The following is a 14,920-nucleotide window of genomic DNA, read 5'->3' as shown; positions in this document are numbered from 1 at the left end:
GGCCGGGTGGGCCGGCGTCGTGACGTGGAGGACCTGCGTCGTGCGGCAGAGAGCCCGTCGTGCGGCAGGGGCCCCGACGTCGCGCGTCAGCGGGCTCCGCCACCACCGCGGCGGCCCGGGCACCACGGCGCCGGGTACGGCGTCGCCCGGACACCACGGCGTCCGGCACGAGTCCTCCGGTGACCGGGCCACACCGCGCACGAGGCCCTCCGGGAGGAACCCGGCACGCGGCCCCGAGGGCGACGGCAACCCGGCGCGCGGGCACGAGGGCAACCCGGTGCGCGGACCCGAGGGCGGCCCGGTGCCAGGGACGGGGACGGAGACGGCCCGGTGTACGGGGCCGGAGGACCGCACGGCGCGCGGGAGGCGCCGGAGGGAGGGCCGCACGGCGGGGGCACCCGCGGGCCGGGCGGGTTGCCGCGCGGCAACCGGCCGTGGACCGGCCGCGCGTACGACGCCCGGTGCGCAACCATCGCCCGTCCGGCCCGGATTGTGACCCAACGGTGACGTGGGCGCACCCGGCTTGTAGGCTGATGCCCGGCATTGAGCCGAGAGATCTTCGCTGATGTCGATGTAGTGGTTCGAGGTTGTATCGGGGTTGAGTGGGATGTCTGGTATGACGACAGGGAAAGTCGTCCGATTCGACGAGATTCGTGGTTACGGCTTCATCGCGCCGGACAACGGCACGGAAGACGTGTTCATGCACGTGAACGACCTGCTGGACGACAAGTACCTGTTCCGTCCGGGGTTGCGGGTGTCGTTCGCGGTGGAGGAGGGGGAACGGGGCCCCAAGGCGTCGGACGTCCGCATCATCGAACAGCTCAGCCCGGTGCCCGCGGTGCGGCCCAGCTCGGCGCTGAGCACTGTGGTGAAGGCGACCGGGGACGCCGACGACTCCGAGTGCGACCTGCTGTCCGTGGCGGAGTTCCGGCACGAGCTGACCGAGGCGCTGCTGAAGGCGGTCCCGACGCTGACCGCCGCGCAGCTGCTCCAGGTGCGCGGCTGCGTCGACGAGCTGGCCCGCGCGCACCGCTGGATCGACCAGTAGGACCGGGCACCGGCCCGAACGGCCATCCGTACGCGCCCCGGCCGGGAGGCCCGGGCGTCGTGCGGATGGCCGTCGTGCTGCCGGCGCGCCGTGCGGGCCGCTCCGGGGCCGCCCGCCGCCCGTGCCGGTACCTCCCGCGTGGGACGGGGGCACCGGCCGGGCCCCTCTCACAGCACCGCGTCGAGGAGTTCCCTGGTGTAGTCGGCGCGTGGGGCACCGAACACCTGGTCCCGCGGTCCGGTCTCGACGATCTCACCGGCCCGCAGCACCGCGACCCGGTCGCAGAAGTGCCGTACCACGGCCAGGTCGTGCGAGATGAACAGCAGGGACAGCCCCAGCTCCGCCCGCAGGTCCATCAGCAGGTTGAGCACCTGGGCCTGGACCGACACATCGAGGGCGGAGACCGGCTCGTCGGCGATGACCAGCCGCGGCCGGACCGCCAACGCGCGGGCGATGCCGATGCGCTGGCGCTGCCCGCCGGAGAACTCGTGCGGGTGGCGCGACAGGTGGGACGGTGCCAGGCCCACCTGTTCCAGCAGCTCCGCGGCGCGCGCCCGCCGGGCCGCGGCGTCCAGCGAGGTGTGGAACCGCAGCGGTGTGGTGACGATCTCCTCGACCGTGCGGCGCGGGTTGAGCGACGCGTACGGGTCCTGGAAGACCACCTGGACGTCGCGGGCCAGCTCCCTCCGCAGCCGCGCGTCCACCGCCGCCCGGGAGGTGTCCCGGCCGTCGAAGCGCACGGTGCCGGCGGTGGGCCGGCGCAGCCCGGCGAGGACCCGCGCGAGGGTGGACTTGCCCGAGCCGGACTCCCCGACCAGGCCCAGCGTCTCGCCGCGGTGCAGGCGCAGGCTCACCCCGCGCACCGCCGCCACCGGCCGGCCGCGGCGCAGCAGCGGTCCGCGCCGTCCGGGGAACTCCACCCGTACCCCGTCGAGTTCGGCCAGCACGGCCGGTCCGGGGTCCGGGTCGGCCGCCGGTCGGCGGTCCGGGGCGGCCGCGGCCGGGCGGGGGGCGGCGCGCGGCGCCGGGCCGGGGTCCTCCACGGTCGGCAGCCGGGAGCCCGGCGGAGTGCTCAGGGTGGGGGCGGCGCCCACCAGGGCCCGGGTGTAGGGGTGGCCGGCCGCGGTCAGCAGCCGTCCGGTGGGGCCTTCCTCGACGACCCGGCCCGCGCGCATCACCAGGGCGCGGTGGCCGATGGCGGCGACCACGCCGATGTCGTGGGTGATGAACAGCACCGCGGTGCCGGTCTCCGCCCTGAGTTCCTGGATCAGTTCCAGGACCTGGCGTTGCACCCGGGCGTCGAGCGCGGTGGTGGGCTCGTCGGCGATCAGCACCTCCGGTTCGTTGATCAGCGCCATCGCGATCACCACCCGCTGCCGCATGCCGCCGGAGAGCCGGTGGGGGTGGTCGCCGGCGCGGGCGGCCGGGATGCCCACGCGCTCCAGCATGGCCAGTGCCCGGGCCCGGGCCTCCTTCCGGCCGGCGTCCCGGTGGTGGATCCGGTACGCCTCGGCGAGCTGGTCGCCCACCGTGTGGAACGGGGACAGGGCGGCGAGGGCGTCCTGGAAGACCATGGCGACCCGGGACCCGCGCAGGCGCCGCAGCCGTGCCTCGGGGGCGCCGACGATCTCGGTGCCGCCGCCGGGCGGGTCCTGGGCCGGCTGTCCGGGCTGCTGCCCGCCGCCGATCCGTACGCTGCCGCGCACCGTGGTGCGGGCGGGGTCGAGCAGGCCCATCGCGGCGAGCCCGACGGTGGACTTCCCGGACCCGGACTCCCCCACCAGGGCCAGGACCTCGCCGGGGGCCAGGTCGAAGGAGACCTCGTGGACGGCGGGCACCGTTGCACGGGAGGTGCCGAAGGATACGGTCAGGTCGCGGACCTGGAGCACCGGTCCGGCGGGGCGGGCCGGTGCCCGCTCCGGGGCCGGGCCGGCGTCCTGCCGGGGTCCGGCCGTGACGGGCTTGTTCATGTCAGCCTCACGCGGGGGTCGAGCCAGGCCACCACCAGGTCGGCGAGGGCCACGAAGACGACGACGAAGAAGGCGGCGAGCAGTACGGTGCCCAGCACGGTCGGCAGGTCGTTGCCGGTGACGGCGTCCACGGCGAGGGTGCCGACACCGCCGAGGCCGAACACCGTTTCGGTGATGAACGCGCCGCCGAACAGGGCGCCGATCTCCAGGCCGAGCAGCTGCACCACCGGGGCGGCGGCGCCGCGCGCGGTGTACTTCAGGTGGGTGCGCAGCGTGCCCAGGCCCTTGCCGCGGGCGGTGCGCACATAGCCCTCGTGCATCGTCTCCAGCATCTGGGAGCGCGTCAGGCGGGTGAACACGGCGGCGTTGACGAAGCCGAGGACCAGCCAGGGCAGCAGCAGTCCGGCCGCCCAGGCGCCGGGGCCGTCGCCGGGCGGGGAGTACTCCGGTGGCGGCAGCAGTCCGGTGGAGTAGACGAGGAAGTACTGCAGGACGTAGCCGAGGAAGTAGATCTGGACGCTGGCGCCGACCAGGGTGAACGTCGACAGCAACCGGTCGGTGACCGTGCCGTGGCGCAGCGCGGCGGTGAAGCCGGCGCCGGCGCCGAGGACGACGATCACGGTCAGGGCGCCGCCGGCGAGGGAGAGGGTCACCGGCAGCCGGTCGCCGATGGCGTCCAGGACGGGCTGGTGGAGGGTGTAGGAGTAGCCCAGGCACGGCGCGGGGCAGTCGATGGGGGTGCCGTCGACGTCCAGGATGGTCCGGCCGGCGACCAGTCCCCGCAGGTAGTCGAGGAACTGGGTGAGGATCGGCTGGTCCAGGCCCATGCCGGCGCGGACCGCCTCGACCTGCTGGAGGTCGCACTTGGGGCCGCAGGCGATGAGGGCGGGGTCGGAGGGGGCGGCGTAGAAGAGCCCGAAGGCCGCGGCGGTGATCGCCAGGAGCACCGCCGCGGCCTGCAGGACTCTCCGGAGGAGGTAACCGGTCATGGTGCGGGTCAGGACTTCTTCACGTAGAGGTCGGCGGCGGCGATGGCACCGTAGATCGGGTGGATGGCGGCTCCGCCGATGTCCTCGCCGCGGAACTGGGCGACGCTCGCGTACAGGAAGGGCACCACGGGGACGTCCTTCATCACGACCTTCTCCAGGTCGATCAGTTCCTCGGCCTTCCGCCGGGCGTCACCGATCTTCGCGATGCGCTCCAGTTCGCGGTCCACCGCGGGGTTGGTGTAGCGGATGGAGTTGGCCAGCGAGTCGAGTTCGCTGTGGAAGCTGTCGGGCAGCAGGGTGGAGGGGGTGGGCCAGTCCACGGAGTTGGTGGACAGCCACATGTCGTAGGGCGCGGGACCGCGGAAGACCTCGTTGGTGAAGGCCGCCGGGTCCAGGCGCTTGACGACGAGGGTGATGCCGGCCTTGGCGAAGGCGTCGCTGAGGACCTGGGCGAGCCGGTCGTCCTGCGGGCTGTCCGCGGAGTAGGCGTAGGTGAGCCTGGTGACCTTCTTCCGGGCCTTGGCGAGGTGCTCCTTGGCCTTGGCGATGTCACCGGCCGGTGCGACCGGGTACAGGTCGTACCGCTCCCAGCCCACCACGGCGGGTGAGGAGAGGGTGGTGGCGAAGTCGCCGACGCGCGGCCCGCCGAGCACCTGTCGGGCCTGCTCGCGGGGGAAGAGGTAGTGGATGGCCTTGCGGACCTCGGGGTCGGTGACCCGGCTGTTCTTGATGTAGAGGTCGTTGGTGTAGGCGCCCCGGCTGCCCGCGACGACCAGCTTCCGCTTGGCGGGGTCGCGGTCGGCGGCGGCGAACAGCTCCGGCGGCACCTCGTTGCGGGTGCTGAGCGTGGTGGGTCCGTCGCCGCGGCCGTTGAACACCTCCTGCGCGGTGTTGAGGGTCTGCTTGCCGAAGGTGAACTCGAAGCGCTCCGGGTACTGGTGGCGGATCGGGTCGGTCTCGGCCTTCCAGTGCGGGTTGCGCTCCAGGACCATGCGCTGGTTCTGCTTGTGCTCGACGATCCGGTACGGGCCGGTGGCGAACGGCTTGACGTCGTAGCCGGTGCCGGTGTCCTTGTCCTCGCGCACCGGGGAGGAGGAGGACTGGGCGGCCATGTAGGGGACGTCGGCCTGCGGCTGCGGGAAGTGGAAGACGATGGTCCTGGCGTCGGGGGTCTCGATCGCGTCGAGGTCGCCGTCCTTCGGGCCGCCGTACTTCTTCACCGCCGTGCTGCGGTCCTCGGAGCCGGTGAGCCACTCCGGCCAGTAGGTGGGGCCGGCCTCGAACCCGGGGGCGAAGGTTCGCTCGATGCCGTACTTGACGTGCTCGGAGGTGATCGGCTTGCCGTCCTCCCAGGCGATGCCTTCCTTGAGCCGGAAGGTCCAGGTGCGGCCGCCGTCGGAGGACGTGCCGGTGTCGGTGGCCAGGTCGCCGACGAGCTTGGGCTTGCCGTCCACCACCTGGTACTGGGTCAGCTGGCGGCCCCACAGCAGCGAGGTGCTGTAGGTCTCGCCGGCGTAGATCTTCTGCGGGTCCAGGTGGCTGTAGTCGTTGAGGTTGGCGATGGTGACGGTGCCGCCGCGCCGGGCGCCGGGCACCTCGGGGGCCGGTCCCGCGCTGTCCTTCGCGGTGCCGAGCGTGGCGGTGAGCCGCTTGCCGGAGGTGCCCTTCGCGTCCCGTTCCCCGTCGCCGGACCCCGCGCCCGCCGAGCAGGAGCACAGCAGCAGTGCGGTGGTGAGGGCGAGGGCCGGCAACGCTGCGGCGCGCGGGGTGAATGCGGACATGACGGACTCCGATGCGAGGGATGGGTGAGGGTGGTACGAGGTGGTGCGGGGTGCCCCGGAGGGGGCGGGGTGCCGCGGTGCGCCCGGGTCGGGTGTTCCGCGCGCGGCCCCGGGTGGGTGTTCCGGCGCGCGGCCCCGGGTGGGGCTTCCGGCGCGCGGCTCCGCGGGCGAGCGCCGGGCAGCCTGTGCGCGGCACCCGGCGCGGGCGTCGGGCGGACGCGGTGTGCGACGCCCGCGGTCAGCGCCCGGCGCGCGGGTCGAGCGCGTCGCGGACCGCGTCGCCCAGCAGGTTGAAGGCGAGGACGAAGACGAGGATCGTCACGCCGGGGAAGAACATGTAGGTCGGGTCGTCGTAGAAGACCTCCGAGCCGCGGGAGATCATGCGGCCCCAGTCGGGGATCGGCTCGTCGATGCCGACGCCCAGGAACGACAGGGCCGCCTCGGTGGTGACGATGGCGGGCACCGCGAGGGTGATGTGCACCAGCACCGGCGCCCAGACGTTGGGCAGCAGCTCGCGGAGGACGATGTGCCGGCGGCCCGCGCCGGCCGCCCGCGCCGCCTCGACGAACTCCCGCTCCCGCAGCGACCGGACGGCGGTGCGCAGCACCATCGCCAGCGGCACCCAGCCGAACGCGGAGAACACCAGGATCAGCACGGTGAACTGCATCCAGGCGGGCTCGTTCTCCGCCGGTCCCACGAACCGGGTCCGGATGACCGGTCCGAGCGCCAGGAGCAGCAGCAGGGTGGGGAAGGCCAGGGTGACGTTGCACACGAAGGTGAACGCCCGGTCCACCGCGCCGCTCAGGTACCCGACGGTGACGCCGACGACCACGCCGATGACCGCGATGACGGCCGTGGAGGCGAGGGCGATCAGGAGCGAGGTGCGGATGCCGTACAGCAGCTGGGCGAGGACGTCCCGGCCCAGTCCCGGTTCGATGCCGAACCAGTGCTCGGCGGACATCCCGCCGTTGGGCAGGACCGGCAGCCCCTCGGGGCTGAGCAGGCCGGGACGGTTCTGTCCGTAGTGCTCGGTGGGATTCTTGCCGTAGAGGGCGGTGAGCCAGGGCGCGGCGAGTGCCAGGACCACGAAGAGACAGACGACGCCCAGTGCGATCATGCCGACGCGGTCCCGGCGGAAGGCCCGCAGGGCGACGGCGAGCGGCCCGGACCGGCGGTCGGCCGGTGCCTCGGTCTCCGGCGGCCGCGGTGGCGCGGGTGCCGGTGGTTCGGTGGCCAGTGGTTCGGCCATGTCGCTGTGCTCCCAGATTGCTCAGGCCGCTTCGCACACGGGGTGCGCGGCCTCGTCCGTCCGGTGGTTCGCGGGGTGACCGCTCCGGATAACGGACATTAGATCCAAAGATCCAGGTGCCCGCAACGCCTCGCTTTCGAAGGTCAATGCGGCAAACAGGGCAAGAATTGCAGCGACATGGCGCATTCATGCTGACGAAACAAAAAATACCGGCATAACGCCACCAAACCGCCATCAGGGGTGGGTGTACGTAACATCTTCTACGTGTCGAGAGCTGCGTCACACCGGTGTCCGGCCGTGACGGGACCTCGCCGCCGGACACGGGCCGGACGGGCCGGCGGCGGCCGACGCGGACCGGGCAGGCCGGGCGGACCGCGCGGACCGGGCGGGCCCGGCGGATCGGCAGCGCGGTGACCGGAGCGGGTGGCCCCGGGGCGCGCCCGGTCGCGACGCGCCGATCGGGGCACGGTGCCCGCCGGGCCGGACGCCCCGGGGCGGCGACGGAGAGTGCGACCGGGCCGGACGCCGGGTCTCCCGCGGCGAGCGGCCGGGCCGCGGTGGTGGACCGGGCCGCGGGTGGTGGACCGGTCGGGCGCGCACGGACGCCCGTACGGGGCGCGGTCCGGAAAAACCCTTCGCGGAACGGGGCGACCGGAGCCGAAACTGGTGGGTCGAGCACCTCGGACAGGAGGAGTGACCAGCGCTGACGTACAACCGGGACACCCTGCCCTTCCCCGACAACCGCGTGCCCCCCATCACCTACGAGAGCCTGCGGAACTGGGAGGAGATCGACCCGGCCCGCCACCCGTTCGCCTGGGACGAGGACGAGGAAGCCCGCCTCGGCTCGCTGGTCCGCGCGTGGGTGCCACCCGTGCTCTCCGGCATGGCCGGCTGGTGGCAGGGCGAACACCTGTGTGAGCGTCAGGTGGACGCGATCATCCGGGAGCGGTACGGCACCTGGGCCTGGGGATGGAACTGGTGCTACCGCGACGGCGGGCCCATCGGCACCTGGATCAGCGGGCCGAACTCGGTGACGACCCCCGACGAGACCGCGGCACGCGTCGTCGCCGCACTGCTGGAGTGGCGGCAGTGGCTGGAGCGGACCGCCCGGCGCTTCGCCGAACTGGCGCCGCCACCGGACGCCTCACCCGAGGATCGCAGCTGGCACCTGGAACGGGCCTGCGTCCGGCTGGTGACCCACGCGCTGGACTCGGGCGCGGAAGGCGGCTGGCACGGCCAGGCCTCGATCCTCCTGTGCTGGTTCCTCACCAGCAGCGGCATGGACCGGGCCGACGCCGCGCGAGCGGTGGACGGCGCGATCGGTGGCCGGTTCAAGAGCTGGGTCACCCCGGAACGGACGCTGATCGACTCCGTCGGCGAGGACCTCGCCATCGGCCTCACCGGCCACGCCCCGTACCAGGACCACCGGGAGAGGGCGGCGCTGGAGGACCTCCATGACCGCCCCTGACAGCCTTTCGGTCTGGCTGCGCGTGCGCCGCGAGGTCGATTGGCGGCGCGCGCCGGCCCTGCGGCGGGTCCCGCCCGGCCGCGACGGCTTCCGGGCCTGGTGTGAGGGGCCGGTGCGCCGGCGCGACCCGGTGCGCGCCGAACGCCTGCTCGGCGCGTACGCCCTGGCCCGGGACGACGCGGTACGCCGCACCCCGTTGGATTTCGCGGTGCTCGCCCGCTGGCAGCGGGAAGTCCTCGCCGTGGCGCAGGCCCCGTTCCGCACGGGCGACGCCTACGCGAAGGCAGGCCGCGAGCGCTACGGCCTGACCCCCGGAACACGGGCCGCGTTCGACTCCTGCCTGCGCGAGACGACCGACCCGGACCTCCCGCCGGCGGCCCGCGCGGCCCGCGCCTACCTCGATGTGGCGTTCTTCCACCCCTTCACCGACGGCAATGCCCGCGCCGCGCTGCTGACCGCAGTCCATCTTCTGGCCCGGGACGGCATCGTCCTGCCCGAGGTCGGACCGCTCCAGACCACCCGCTACGCGGACGACCCGGCCGGCGCCGCCGACCTCGCCGTTCTCATCGAGGTGCTCCACCGCCGCCGGGGCTGAAGCACTCGGGCAAGGATCACCGGCCACCAATCCGGCGCGCCCGGCCACCTGATCGCCGAGCCGCGCCAGCCCCGCACCCGGAGCCGGCACGGCCCAGGTGCGGAGCACCGAGGCGCTGTTCACGCGGGTGACCGTGGGTGGCCGCCGCGTGCGGTGTGGCGGCGGTGGTGGGCGGCGGGGCCGCGGAGCCGGTCCGGACGGGACCGGCTCCGGCCGGCTCGGACCGTCAGACCGTCATGGCTTCCTGGATCCACCGCCGCACCCGGTACGGCAGCCACCACACCAGCTCGCCGACGTCCCCGACCAGCCGCTCCGACCGCAGGTCGGCGAGGATGCGCGGGTCCACGGCGGACGCCGGCACCCCTTCGACCATCAGCGCGATCGCCTCGCGGTAGTCGTCCTCCTCCACGGTGAACCGGCGCAGGTCGCCCCAGCGGCGGTCGCGGATCTGGAGGAACCCGGGCCCCTGCCGCCACAGGCACTTGCACAGGTAGTGCTGGTGCCGCCACTCGCGCAGCGCCCCGGCCGGGTCCTCGGGGCCGGCCAGGTCCTGCGGCGGCTGCAGGTGGTTCAGCGTCCGCCACTGCTCACCGTCGGTCTCCGCCGTGACCAGGTGCCACTCCACCAGGACCGCCCGCGCGGTCAGTTCGCGCACCAGGCACAGCGCGCGCACCGCCGCCGCGGCGGCGTCCGGGTCGTCCGCCGCCCGCCGCAGGTCCACCGTCCCCGGCAGCCGCACCCGGCGCGCGCCCAGCTCCCACAGCCGCCCGGCCTCCTCGGTGGCCGGTCCGGTCAGCGGTATCCCGCCCAGGTCCATGCCCGGCAGCCGGCAGGCGTCCTGGTCGTAGTCGCGCCAGGCGAGCACCGTCAGCGGCCGGTGCGGGGCGGCGTCCACCGCCGATGGGAGGGTCGTCGTGCTCATCCGTCGGTCACTCCTTGGCTGTGGCTGGGCGTCGGGTCGCCGGCGCGGAGGGGGGCGCCGGCCGGGCGAGGGCGGCCCCGGTCACGGGTGGCCGGCCGGTTCGGGGGTGCGCGGCGCCCCGGCGGGCGGTGCCCCGGCCGGGGTGGTGCCGGCCGGGGCCCGGTCGGCGTGCGTGTGGCGCATGAAGTACAGCCGCAGCAGGTCCTCGTTGACCGCCGCCGGGGCGATGTGCACGTACTGGCCGCCGTCGGTGAAGACCAGCCCGAGCCCCAGCCACTCCTCCAGCAGCGCGGCGACCTCCGGCTCCTCCACGGTGCGGCCGGGCAGCCGGGCCCGCAGCTTGCGGGTGAGCGGGGTGAGGGCGTGCGGCTGGTCCAGCAGCCGGAACGCCGCCAGGTGCAGCGGGTCGGTGAGTTCCCGGGCACCCCAGTCGAACAACCGCCGACGGCTGACCAGGACGATGCGGTCGCCCAGGTCGGTGTAGGTCAGCCGGCTGTCGGTGCTGTGCTTCTTCCACGCCGCCAGCGCCTTGTTGAGCGCGTCCACGGTGCGCTGGCCGATGCCGCGGTCGGGCGCCTCGAAGACGTACGCCAGGTCGTACAGCTCCTCCTCGGGCAGGTCGTAGGTGAAGCGGTAGTGCAGTTCCGGGCGGAGACCGGAGAAACCGAGTTCGGGGCGGTTGAAGTACGGGCTGAAGCGCTCGATGGCGATCCGTGCCGACTGGTCCACCGGCGGGTTGAGGTGTTCCAGGGCGGGGATCTGCGCGATCACCGGGTCGTAGTCGGCCTCGGTCTCGCCGGGGAAGCCGTGCAGGTAGTTCCAGGCCACCGAGAGGCCGGTCTCGGCGCCGTCCCGGAGCATCCGCACGTTCTGGCAGCCGCTGACCCCCTTGTCCATGAGGTTCAGCACCCGGCTGTTGAGGCTCTCGATGCCCGGCTGGACGTAGATCAGGCCGGCCTCGGCGAGGGTGCGCAGCTGGGACCGGCGCATGTTGGCCTTGATCTCGATGTGCATCCGCAGGTCGTGGCCGCTGTCGATGATCCGGGGCAGCACCGTGGTCAGGTACCCCATGTCGAGGATGTTGTCCACCACGTACATGTCGAGCACCCGGTGGCGCCGGGCGAGTTCGGTGATCTCCTCGTAGAAGGTGTCCGGGCTCTTGCTGCGGAACTCCATGAAGGACCCGTTGAGGCCGCAGAACGTGCAGTGGTGCTTCTCCCCCCACCAGCAGCCGCGGGCCCCCTCGACCACCAGCTTGGGCTCCACCCAGGCGCGTGCCGCGGAGGTGGCGAGCCGCTCGAAGTAGCCGGTGTAGTCGGGCGGCAGGATGGCGGCGGGCGGCAGCGGGCGGGTGCTCATCGGGTTGGCGACGCTGGTGCCGTCCGGGCGGCGGTGGCACAGGCCGGGCACGTCGTCGGGCGCGGTGCCCTCGCCGAGCGCGGTCAGCAGGGCAGGGAAGGCGGCCTCCCCCTCACCGCGGATCACATGGTCCACGAAGGGGAAGTTGCGGTGCACCGCGGCCCCCTGCTCGGCGTCGCAGTTGGCGCCGCCGAAGACGGTCACGATGTGCGGGGCGAGGCGCTTGACCGCGCGCGCCGCGGCCAGTGCGGCGGTGTTCTGCTGGAAGGTGGAGGTGAAGCCGACCACGTCCGGGGCGGCCGCGACGATCCGCTCGGCGGTCTCCTGGACGAACTGCGGCACCATCCGGTGCAGTTCGAGGGACTTCTCCAGCCGCGAGGCGCTCAGCTTCCCCTCCATGGCGGAGGTGAACTCCGCCACCCGCCACTCCGGGTCGTCGTAGAGCGCGGAGGAGAAGACCCAGTCGCCGCAGCCGAGGAAGTACGAGGAGAGCGCGTAGTACTCGTAGTCGGCGCCGGTGAAGGAGGTGCGGGCGGTGATCCAGTCGGTGAAGTCCACATTGGCGTGGAGCACCTCCGCGTGTGCGCCGGGCACCCGTTCGTCCACGCTGCGTTTGATGATGCCGAGCGCGAGGGACGGCAGATCGATGGGAGACCAGGGCATGTTGACCAGCAGGACGCGCATGGCTGCTCCTCGGCGAGGCTACGGGAGTTCGGGGTACGGGCGGTGCGGGTTCCGGGCGGGGACAGGGGCGGCGGGGCGGGACGGCCGGGGAGCGGGCGGTGCCGGAACCGGCCGGCCCGGTGGCGGACCCGGGCCGGCCGGGGAGGTCAGTCCTCCTCGTTACCCTCCGCGTTGCGGAACGGGACGGTGACGACGATCCCGACGCCCGGCGAACGGCTCTCCTCCTCGCCCGTCAGCGGGTCGTTGTGGATGATGTCCTTCTGCATGGCTGCTACCTCCTCTCCTGGTGTCGGCCGGTGGTGCGGTCACCGGGAGCGCCGGCGAGGCGGCTCCCGGTTCCCCCGTGCCCGTCGGGACGGGGAGCTTCGTGGGGCCCGGGCCGCGTGCCGCGCAGTCCCCGGCCGAGGAAGGCCATGGCGCGGCGGAGCACGACCACGTGCTCTCCGCCGAGGTAGCCGTCGTGGCCGGAGTCCAGCCACATCGCCTCGTGCGGGACGCCGGCGGCGGTGAGCGCCGCCAGGTAGGCGCGGATCTGCCCGGGCGGGCACTTGGCGTCCCGGGTGCCGGCCACCACCAGCAGCGGGGCCCGGACCCGGGCCGCGTACCGCAGCGGCGAGGCGGCGGCGTAGCGCTCGGGGACCTGCTCGGGCGTGCCGCCGAACAGCGCCTCGTCCAGGGCGCGGAGCGCCGGGGTGCCCGCGCGGTACGCCAGGGCGCAGTCGGCCACCGGCTTCACCGCCACGCCCGCCTGCCACAGGTCCGGCCGGGTGCCCAGGGCGAGCAGGACCAGGTAGCCGCCCCAGGAGGTGCCCCACAGTCCGATCGCGCCGGGGCGGGCCAGGCCGCGGCGGAGCAGGTCGGCGCGGACCGCGGTGAGGTCGGCGACCTGGGTGAGGCCGACGCCGTCGCGGTAGGCGGCGCGCCAGCGGGGTCCGTAGCCGGTGGAACCGCGGTAGTTGACGCGTGCGACGGCGTACCCGGAGGCGACGAGGGAGTGCACCATCGGGTCGTAGGCGTCCCGGTCGTGGTCGGCCGGGCCTCCGTGGACCAGGAAGACCAGCGGCGGCGGCCGGTCGGAGCCGGTGCCGGGCAGGCTGAGCAGGGTGTGCACCGGGCCGTCCGCGCCGTCCGTCCACAGTTCGGTGTGCCGGCCGGGGACCCGTCCGACGGGTGAGCCGATGGTGGGCAGGGTGCTGCCCGCGGTGGACAGCAGCCGGGGCGGGGTGGCGGAGTCGGTCCACAGGAGGTGCACGTCCGACTCGCCCCGGGGGGCGGCGTCCAGCACCGTGCCCCCGGGGACCGGGACCGGTTCCAGGGTGCGGCGGTCGAGGTCGGCGGTGAACAGCCGGCTGCGGCCGTGCCGGTCCTGCCGGATCAGCACCCGCCGCCCGCACGGGTACCAGCGGGCGGTGATCTCGGTGTCGAAGGCGCACCAGGTGTGGGTCTCGGTGCCGGCGCCGGGCCGCCAGGTGGCGGGTGCGTACCCGTCCCCGTACCGCCGCACCAGCAGCAGTTCGGGCCGGTACGGGCCGGCCGCGTCCGGTGCCGGGGCCCCGGGGCCGTCCGGTGTCCCGGGCGTCGGTGGCGGGGCGAGCGCGGGTGCCGGTAAGGAGGTGGGGGGGGCGGCGCGGGGGTCCCGGCCGGCACCGTGGCGGCGGCGCCGGCCGGGGGTGCGGGGGGCGAAACCGAGGGCCCACACCGCCCCGGTCCGGCCGGACCACCGCTCGGTCCGGGTGCCGTCGGCGCGGTGGACCGTCACCGCGCCGGGTCCGGTGGCGGGGCCGGCCACGGCGAACAGGGCACCGTCGGCGGAGAGTCCGGCGAGCGCCGCCGCCCCCGCGACCCGCAGCACCCGCCGGGCGGGGCGTCCGGGGCGGCCGAGGTACACGGCGAGTCCGTCGCCGTCGCCCAGGCCGACGGCGACCGTGCCGTCCGCGGCCGCGGCCAGACCCCGCGGCGTCCCCTGCGGGACCCCGGGCAGGGCCGTACGGTCGGGACCGCCGTGGAAGTCCTGCCGGCGCCAGACGCCCCGGCCGTCCCGGTCCTCGTCGAACCACCAGATCGCCGCGTCCGGTCCGATCGCGCAGTGCAGGGTGCCGTGCGGCCGGTCGGTGACCTGCCGGGAGCGGCCGGTGCGGGCGTCCCAGGCGAAGATTTCGCACCGGCCGCCGGCATCGCCGGTGAGCACCATCAGGGCCGGATCGGTGGGGCAGACCTCCGGCAGCACGGGCCGGTAGACCTTGAACCCCGGCCGGCCGTCGGCGCCGGAGGCCTCCGGGGCGGAGGCCGGGGCGCTCACCGGCGCCGCCCGGGACCGCGGGGACAGGAGCGGCGGGAACGGCGGGGACCCGGGCGGGAGCGAGGGGAACAGCGGGCACCCGGGCGACGGGGGCGGCGGGGACGGGAGCGGCGGCCGGGGCGGCGGGAACGGCGGGGGCCTGGACGGGGGCCGGCGCGGGAGCGGGGGCGGGGGGTGGCGGCCCGGGCCGCCAGGGGCGGGGACGGCGGCCGGGACGAGGGCGGGGTCGGGGCGGCGGGGACGAGGGCGGCGGCGGTGGCGGGCTGCCGCGCGGCGGGCCGATGGTGCGGGGAACCGGGAGCGCCGGGTCTGCCGGCCGTCGCGTCGGCCATCACCGGCTCCGGCCCGGCACCCGGGCCCCGGGCCGTGGTGCTCCGGGGACCGCACCGTGCGGCCGGCACGCGGGTAACGGCGCGGGTCCGGCGGCCGGGGGCCGGGCCACCCGGAGGCGGGACGTTAAGACCCCCGTCACCCGTGCGTCACTTCCTCGTCCCACTTCGGCCCCCTGATGAGCACGTCTTCCGTGCAGAGCATGAAGATTTTCGAGCGCGGATCA

General features: G+C 74.6%; 10 protein-coding genes. 3 read left to right on the top strand and 7 right to left on the bottom strand.

All coding sequences use genetic code 11. The annotated features are described in order from the left end of the window. Positions 1-616: 616 nt before the first annotated feature. Positions 617-1,048: a cold-shock protein gene (locus IHE55_RS29010; RefSeq protein WP_197992391.1), complete on the top strand. Its 432-nt coding sequence runs from the start codon at positions 617-619 to the stop codon at positions 1,046-1,048. A gap of 167 nt (positions 1,049-1,215) precedes the next feature. Here IHE55_RS29010 and IHE55_RS29005 read toward each other — a convergent pair whose 3' ends face one another. The 4 genes from IHE55_RS29005 to IHE55_RS28990 all read right to left on the bottom strand — a co-directional run bounded on the left by IHE55_RS29005 (position 1,216) and on the right by IHE55_RS28990 (position 7,037). Beyond that, the gene (locus tag IHE55_RS29005) at positions 1,216-3,018 is read right to left on the bottom strand and encodes a dipeptide ABC transporter ATP-binding protein (RefSeq protein WP_197992390.1); all 1,803 of its coding nucleotides are present in this window, start codon (positions 3,016-3,018) and stop codon (positions 1,216-1,218) included. After that, positions 3,015-4,007: an ABC transporter permease gene (locus tag IHE55_RS29000; protein WP_197992389.1), complete on the bottom strand. Its 993-nt coding sequence runs from the start codon at positions 4,005-4,007 to the stop codon at positions 3,015-3,017. Before IHE55_RS29000 ends, IHE55_RS29005 begins: the two co-directional genes overlap by 4 nt. A gap of 8 nt (positions 4,008-4,015) precedes the next feature. Continuing rightward, positions 4,016-5,788, bottom strand: a complete 1,773-nt coding sequence (locus IHE55_RS28995; protein WP_197992388.1) for an ABC transporter substrate-binding protein — start codon at positions 5,786-5,788, stop codon at positions 4,016-4,018. A gap of 238 nt (positions 5,789-6,026) precedes the next feature. Then, on the bottom strand, positions 6,027-7,037 hold the full coding sequence (locus tag IHE55_RS28990) for an ABC transporter permease (protein WP_197992387.1): 1,011 nt from the start codon (positions 7,035-7,037) through the stop codon (positions 6,027-6,029). A 745-nt stretch (positions 7,038-7,782) separates the two neighbouring features. On the opposite strand from IHE55_RS28990, the gene IHE55_RS28985 reads away from it, so the two are divergent. Beyond that, the gene (locus tag IHE55_RS28985) at positions 7,783-8,505 is read left to right on the top strand and encodes a hypothetical protein (RefSeq protein WP_197992386.1); all 723 of its coding nucleotides are present in this window, start codon (positions 7,783-7,785) and stop codon (positions 8,503-8,505) included. Further along, positions 8,492-9,100, top strand: coding sequence for a Fic family protein (locus IHE55_RS28980; RefSeq protein ID WP_197992385.1), 609 nt, complete (start codon positions 8,492-8,494; stop codon positions 9,098-9,100). Before IHE55_RS28985 ends, IHE55_RS28980 begins: the two co-directional genes overlap by 14 nt. Positions 9,101-9,326: 226 nt before the next feature. On the opposite strand, the gene IHE55_RS28975 is transcribed toward IHE55_RS28980, so the two are convergent. The 3 genes from IHE55_RS28975 to IHE55_RS28965 all read right to left on the bottom strand — a co-directional run bounded on the left by IHE55_RS28975 (position 9,327) and on the right by IHE55_RS28965 (position 14,364). Next, on the bottom strand, positions 9,327-10,022 hold the full coding sequence (locus IHE55_RS28975) for a DUF5825 family protein (RefSeq protein WP_197992384.1): 696 nt from the start codon (positions 10,020-10,022) through the stop codon (positions 9,327-9,329). An 81-nt stretch (positions 10,023-10,103) separates the two neighbouring features. After that, on the bottom strand, positions 10,104-12,065 hold the full coding sequence (locus tag IHE55_RS28970; RefSeq protein WP_197992383.1) for a RiPP maturation radical SAM C-methyltransferase: 1,962 nt from the start codon (positions 12,063-12,065) through the stop codon (positions 10,104-10,106). Between the two features lie 271 nt (positions 12,066-12,336). Then, complete coding sequence (locus IHE55_RS28965; RefSeq protein WP_307826929.1) at positions 12,337-14,364, bottom strand: alpha/beta hydrolase family protein; 2,028 nt, start codon at positions 14,362-14,364, stop codon at positions 12,337-12,339. Positions 14,365-14,920: the final 556 nt, after the last annotated feature.

Source organism: Streptomyces pactum, from assembly GCF_016031615.1.
GTDB lineage: Bacteria > Actinomycetota > Actinomycetes > Streptomycetales > Streptomycetaceae > Streptomyces > Streptomyces pactus.
Note: the sequence above shows the minus strand (reverse complement) of the source record. Positions and strands in the feature narration are given on the sequence as shown.

Bases quoted from the DNA above. Each gene is read 5' to 3' on its own strand.
- IHE55_RS28970 (WP_197992383.1), bottom strand. From the start codon at position 12,065: ATGCGCGTCCTGCTGGTCAACATGCCCTGGTCTCCCATCGATCTGCCG.
- IHE55_RS29000 (WP_197992389.1), bottom strand. From the start codon at position 4,007: ATGACCGGTTACCTCCTCCGGAGAGTCCTGCAGGCCGCGGCGGTGCTC.
- IHE55_RS29005 (WP_197992390.1), bottom strand. From the start codon at position 3,018: ATGAACAAGCCCGTCACGGCCGGACCCCGGCAGGACGCCGGCCCGGCC.
- IHE55_RS28975 (WP_197992384.1), bottom strand. From the start codon at position 10,022: ATGAGCACGACGACCCTCCCATCGGCGGTGGACGCCGCCCCGCACCGG.
- IHE55_RS28995 (WP_197992388.1), bottom strand. From the start codon at position 5,788: ATGTCCGCATTCACCCCGCGCGCCGCAGCGTTGCCGGCCCTCGCCCTC.
- IHE55_RS28980 (WP_197992385.1), top strand. From the start codon at position 8,492: ATGACCGCCCCTGACAGCCTTTCGGTCTGGCTGCGCGTGCGCCGCGAG.
- IHE55_RS28990 (WP_197992387.1), bottom strand. From the start codon at position 7,037: ATGGCCGAACCACTGGCCACCGAACCACCGGCACCCGCGCCACCGCGG.
- IHE55_RS29010 (WP_197992391.1), top strand. From the start codon at position 617: ATGACGACAGGGAAAGTCGTCCGATTCGACGAGATTCGTGGTTACGGC.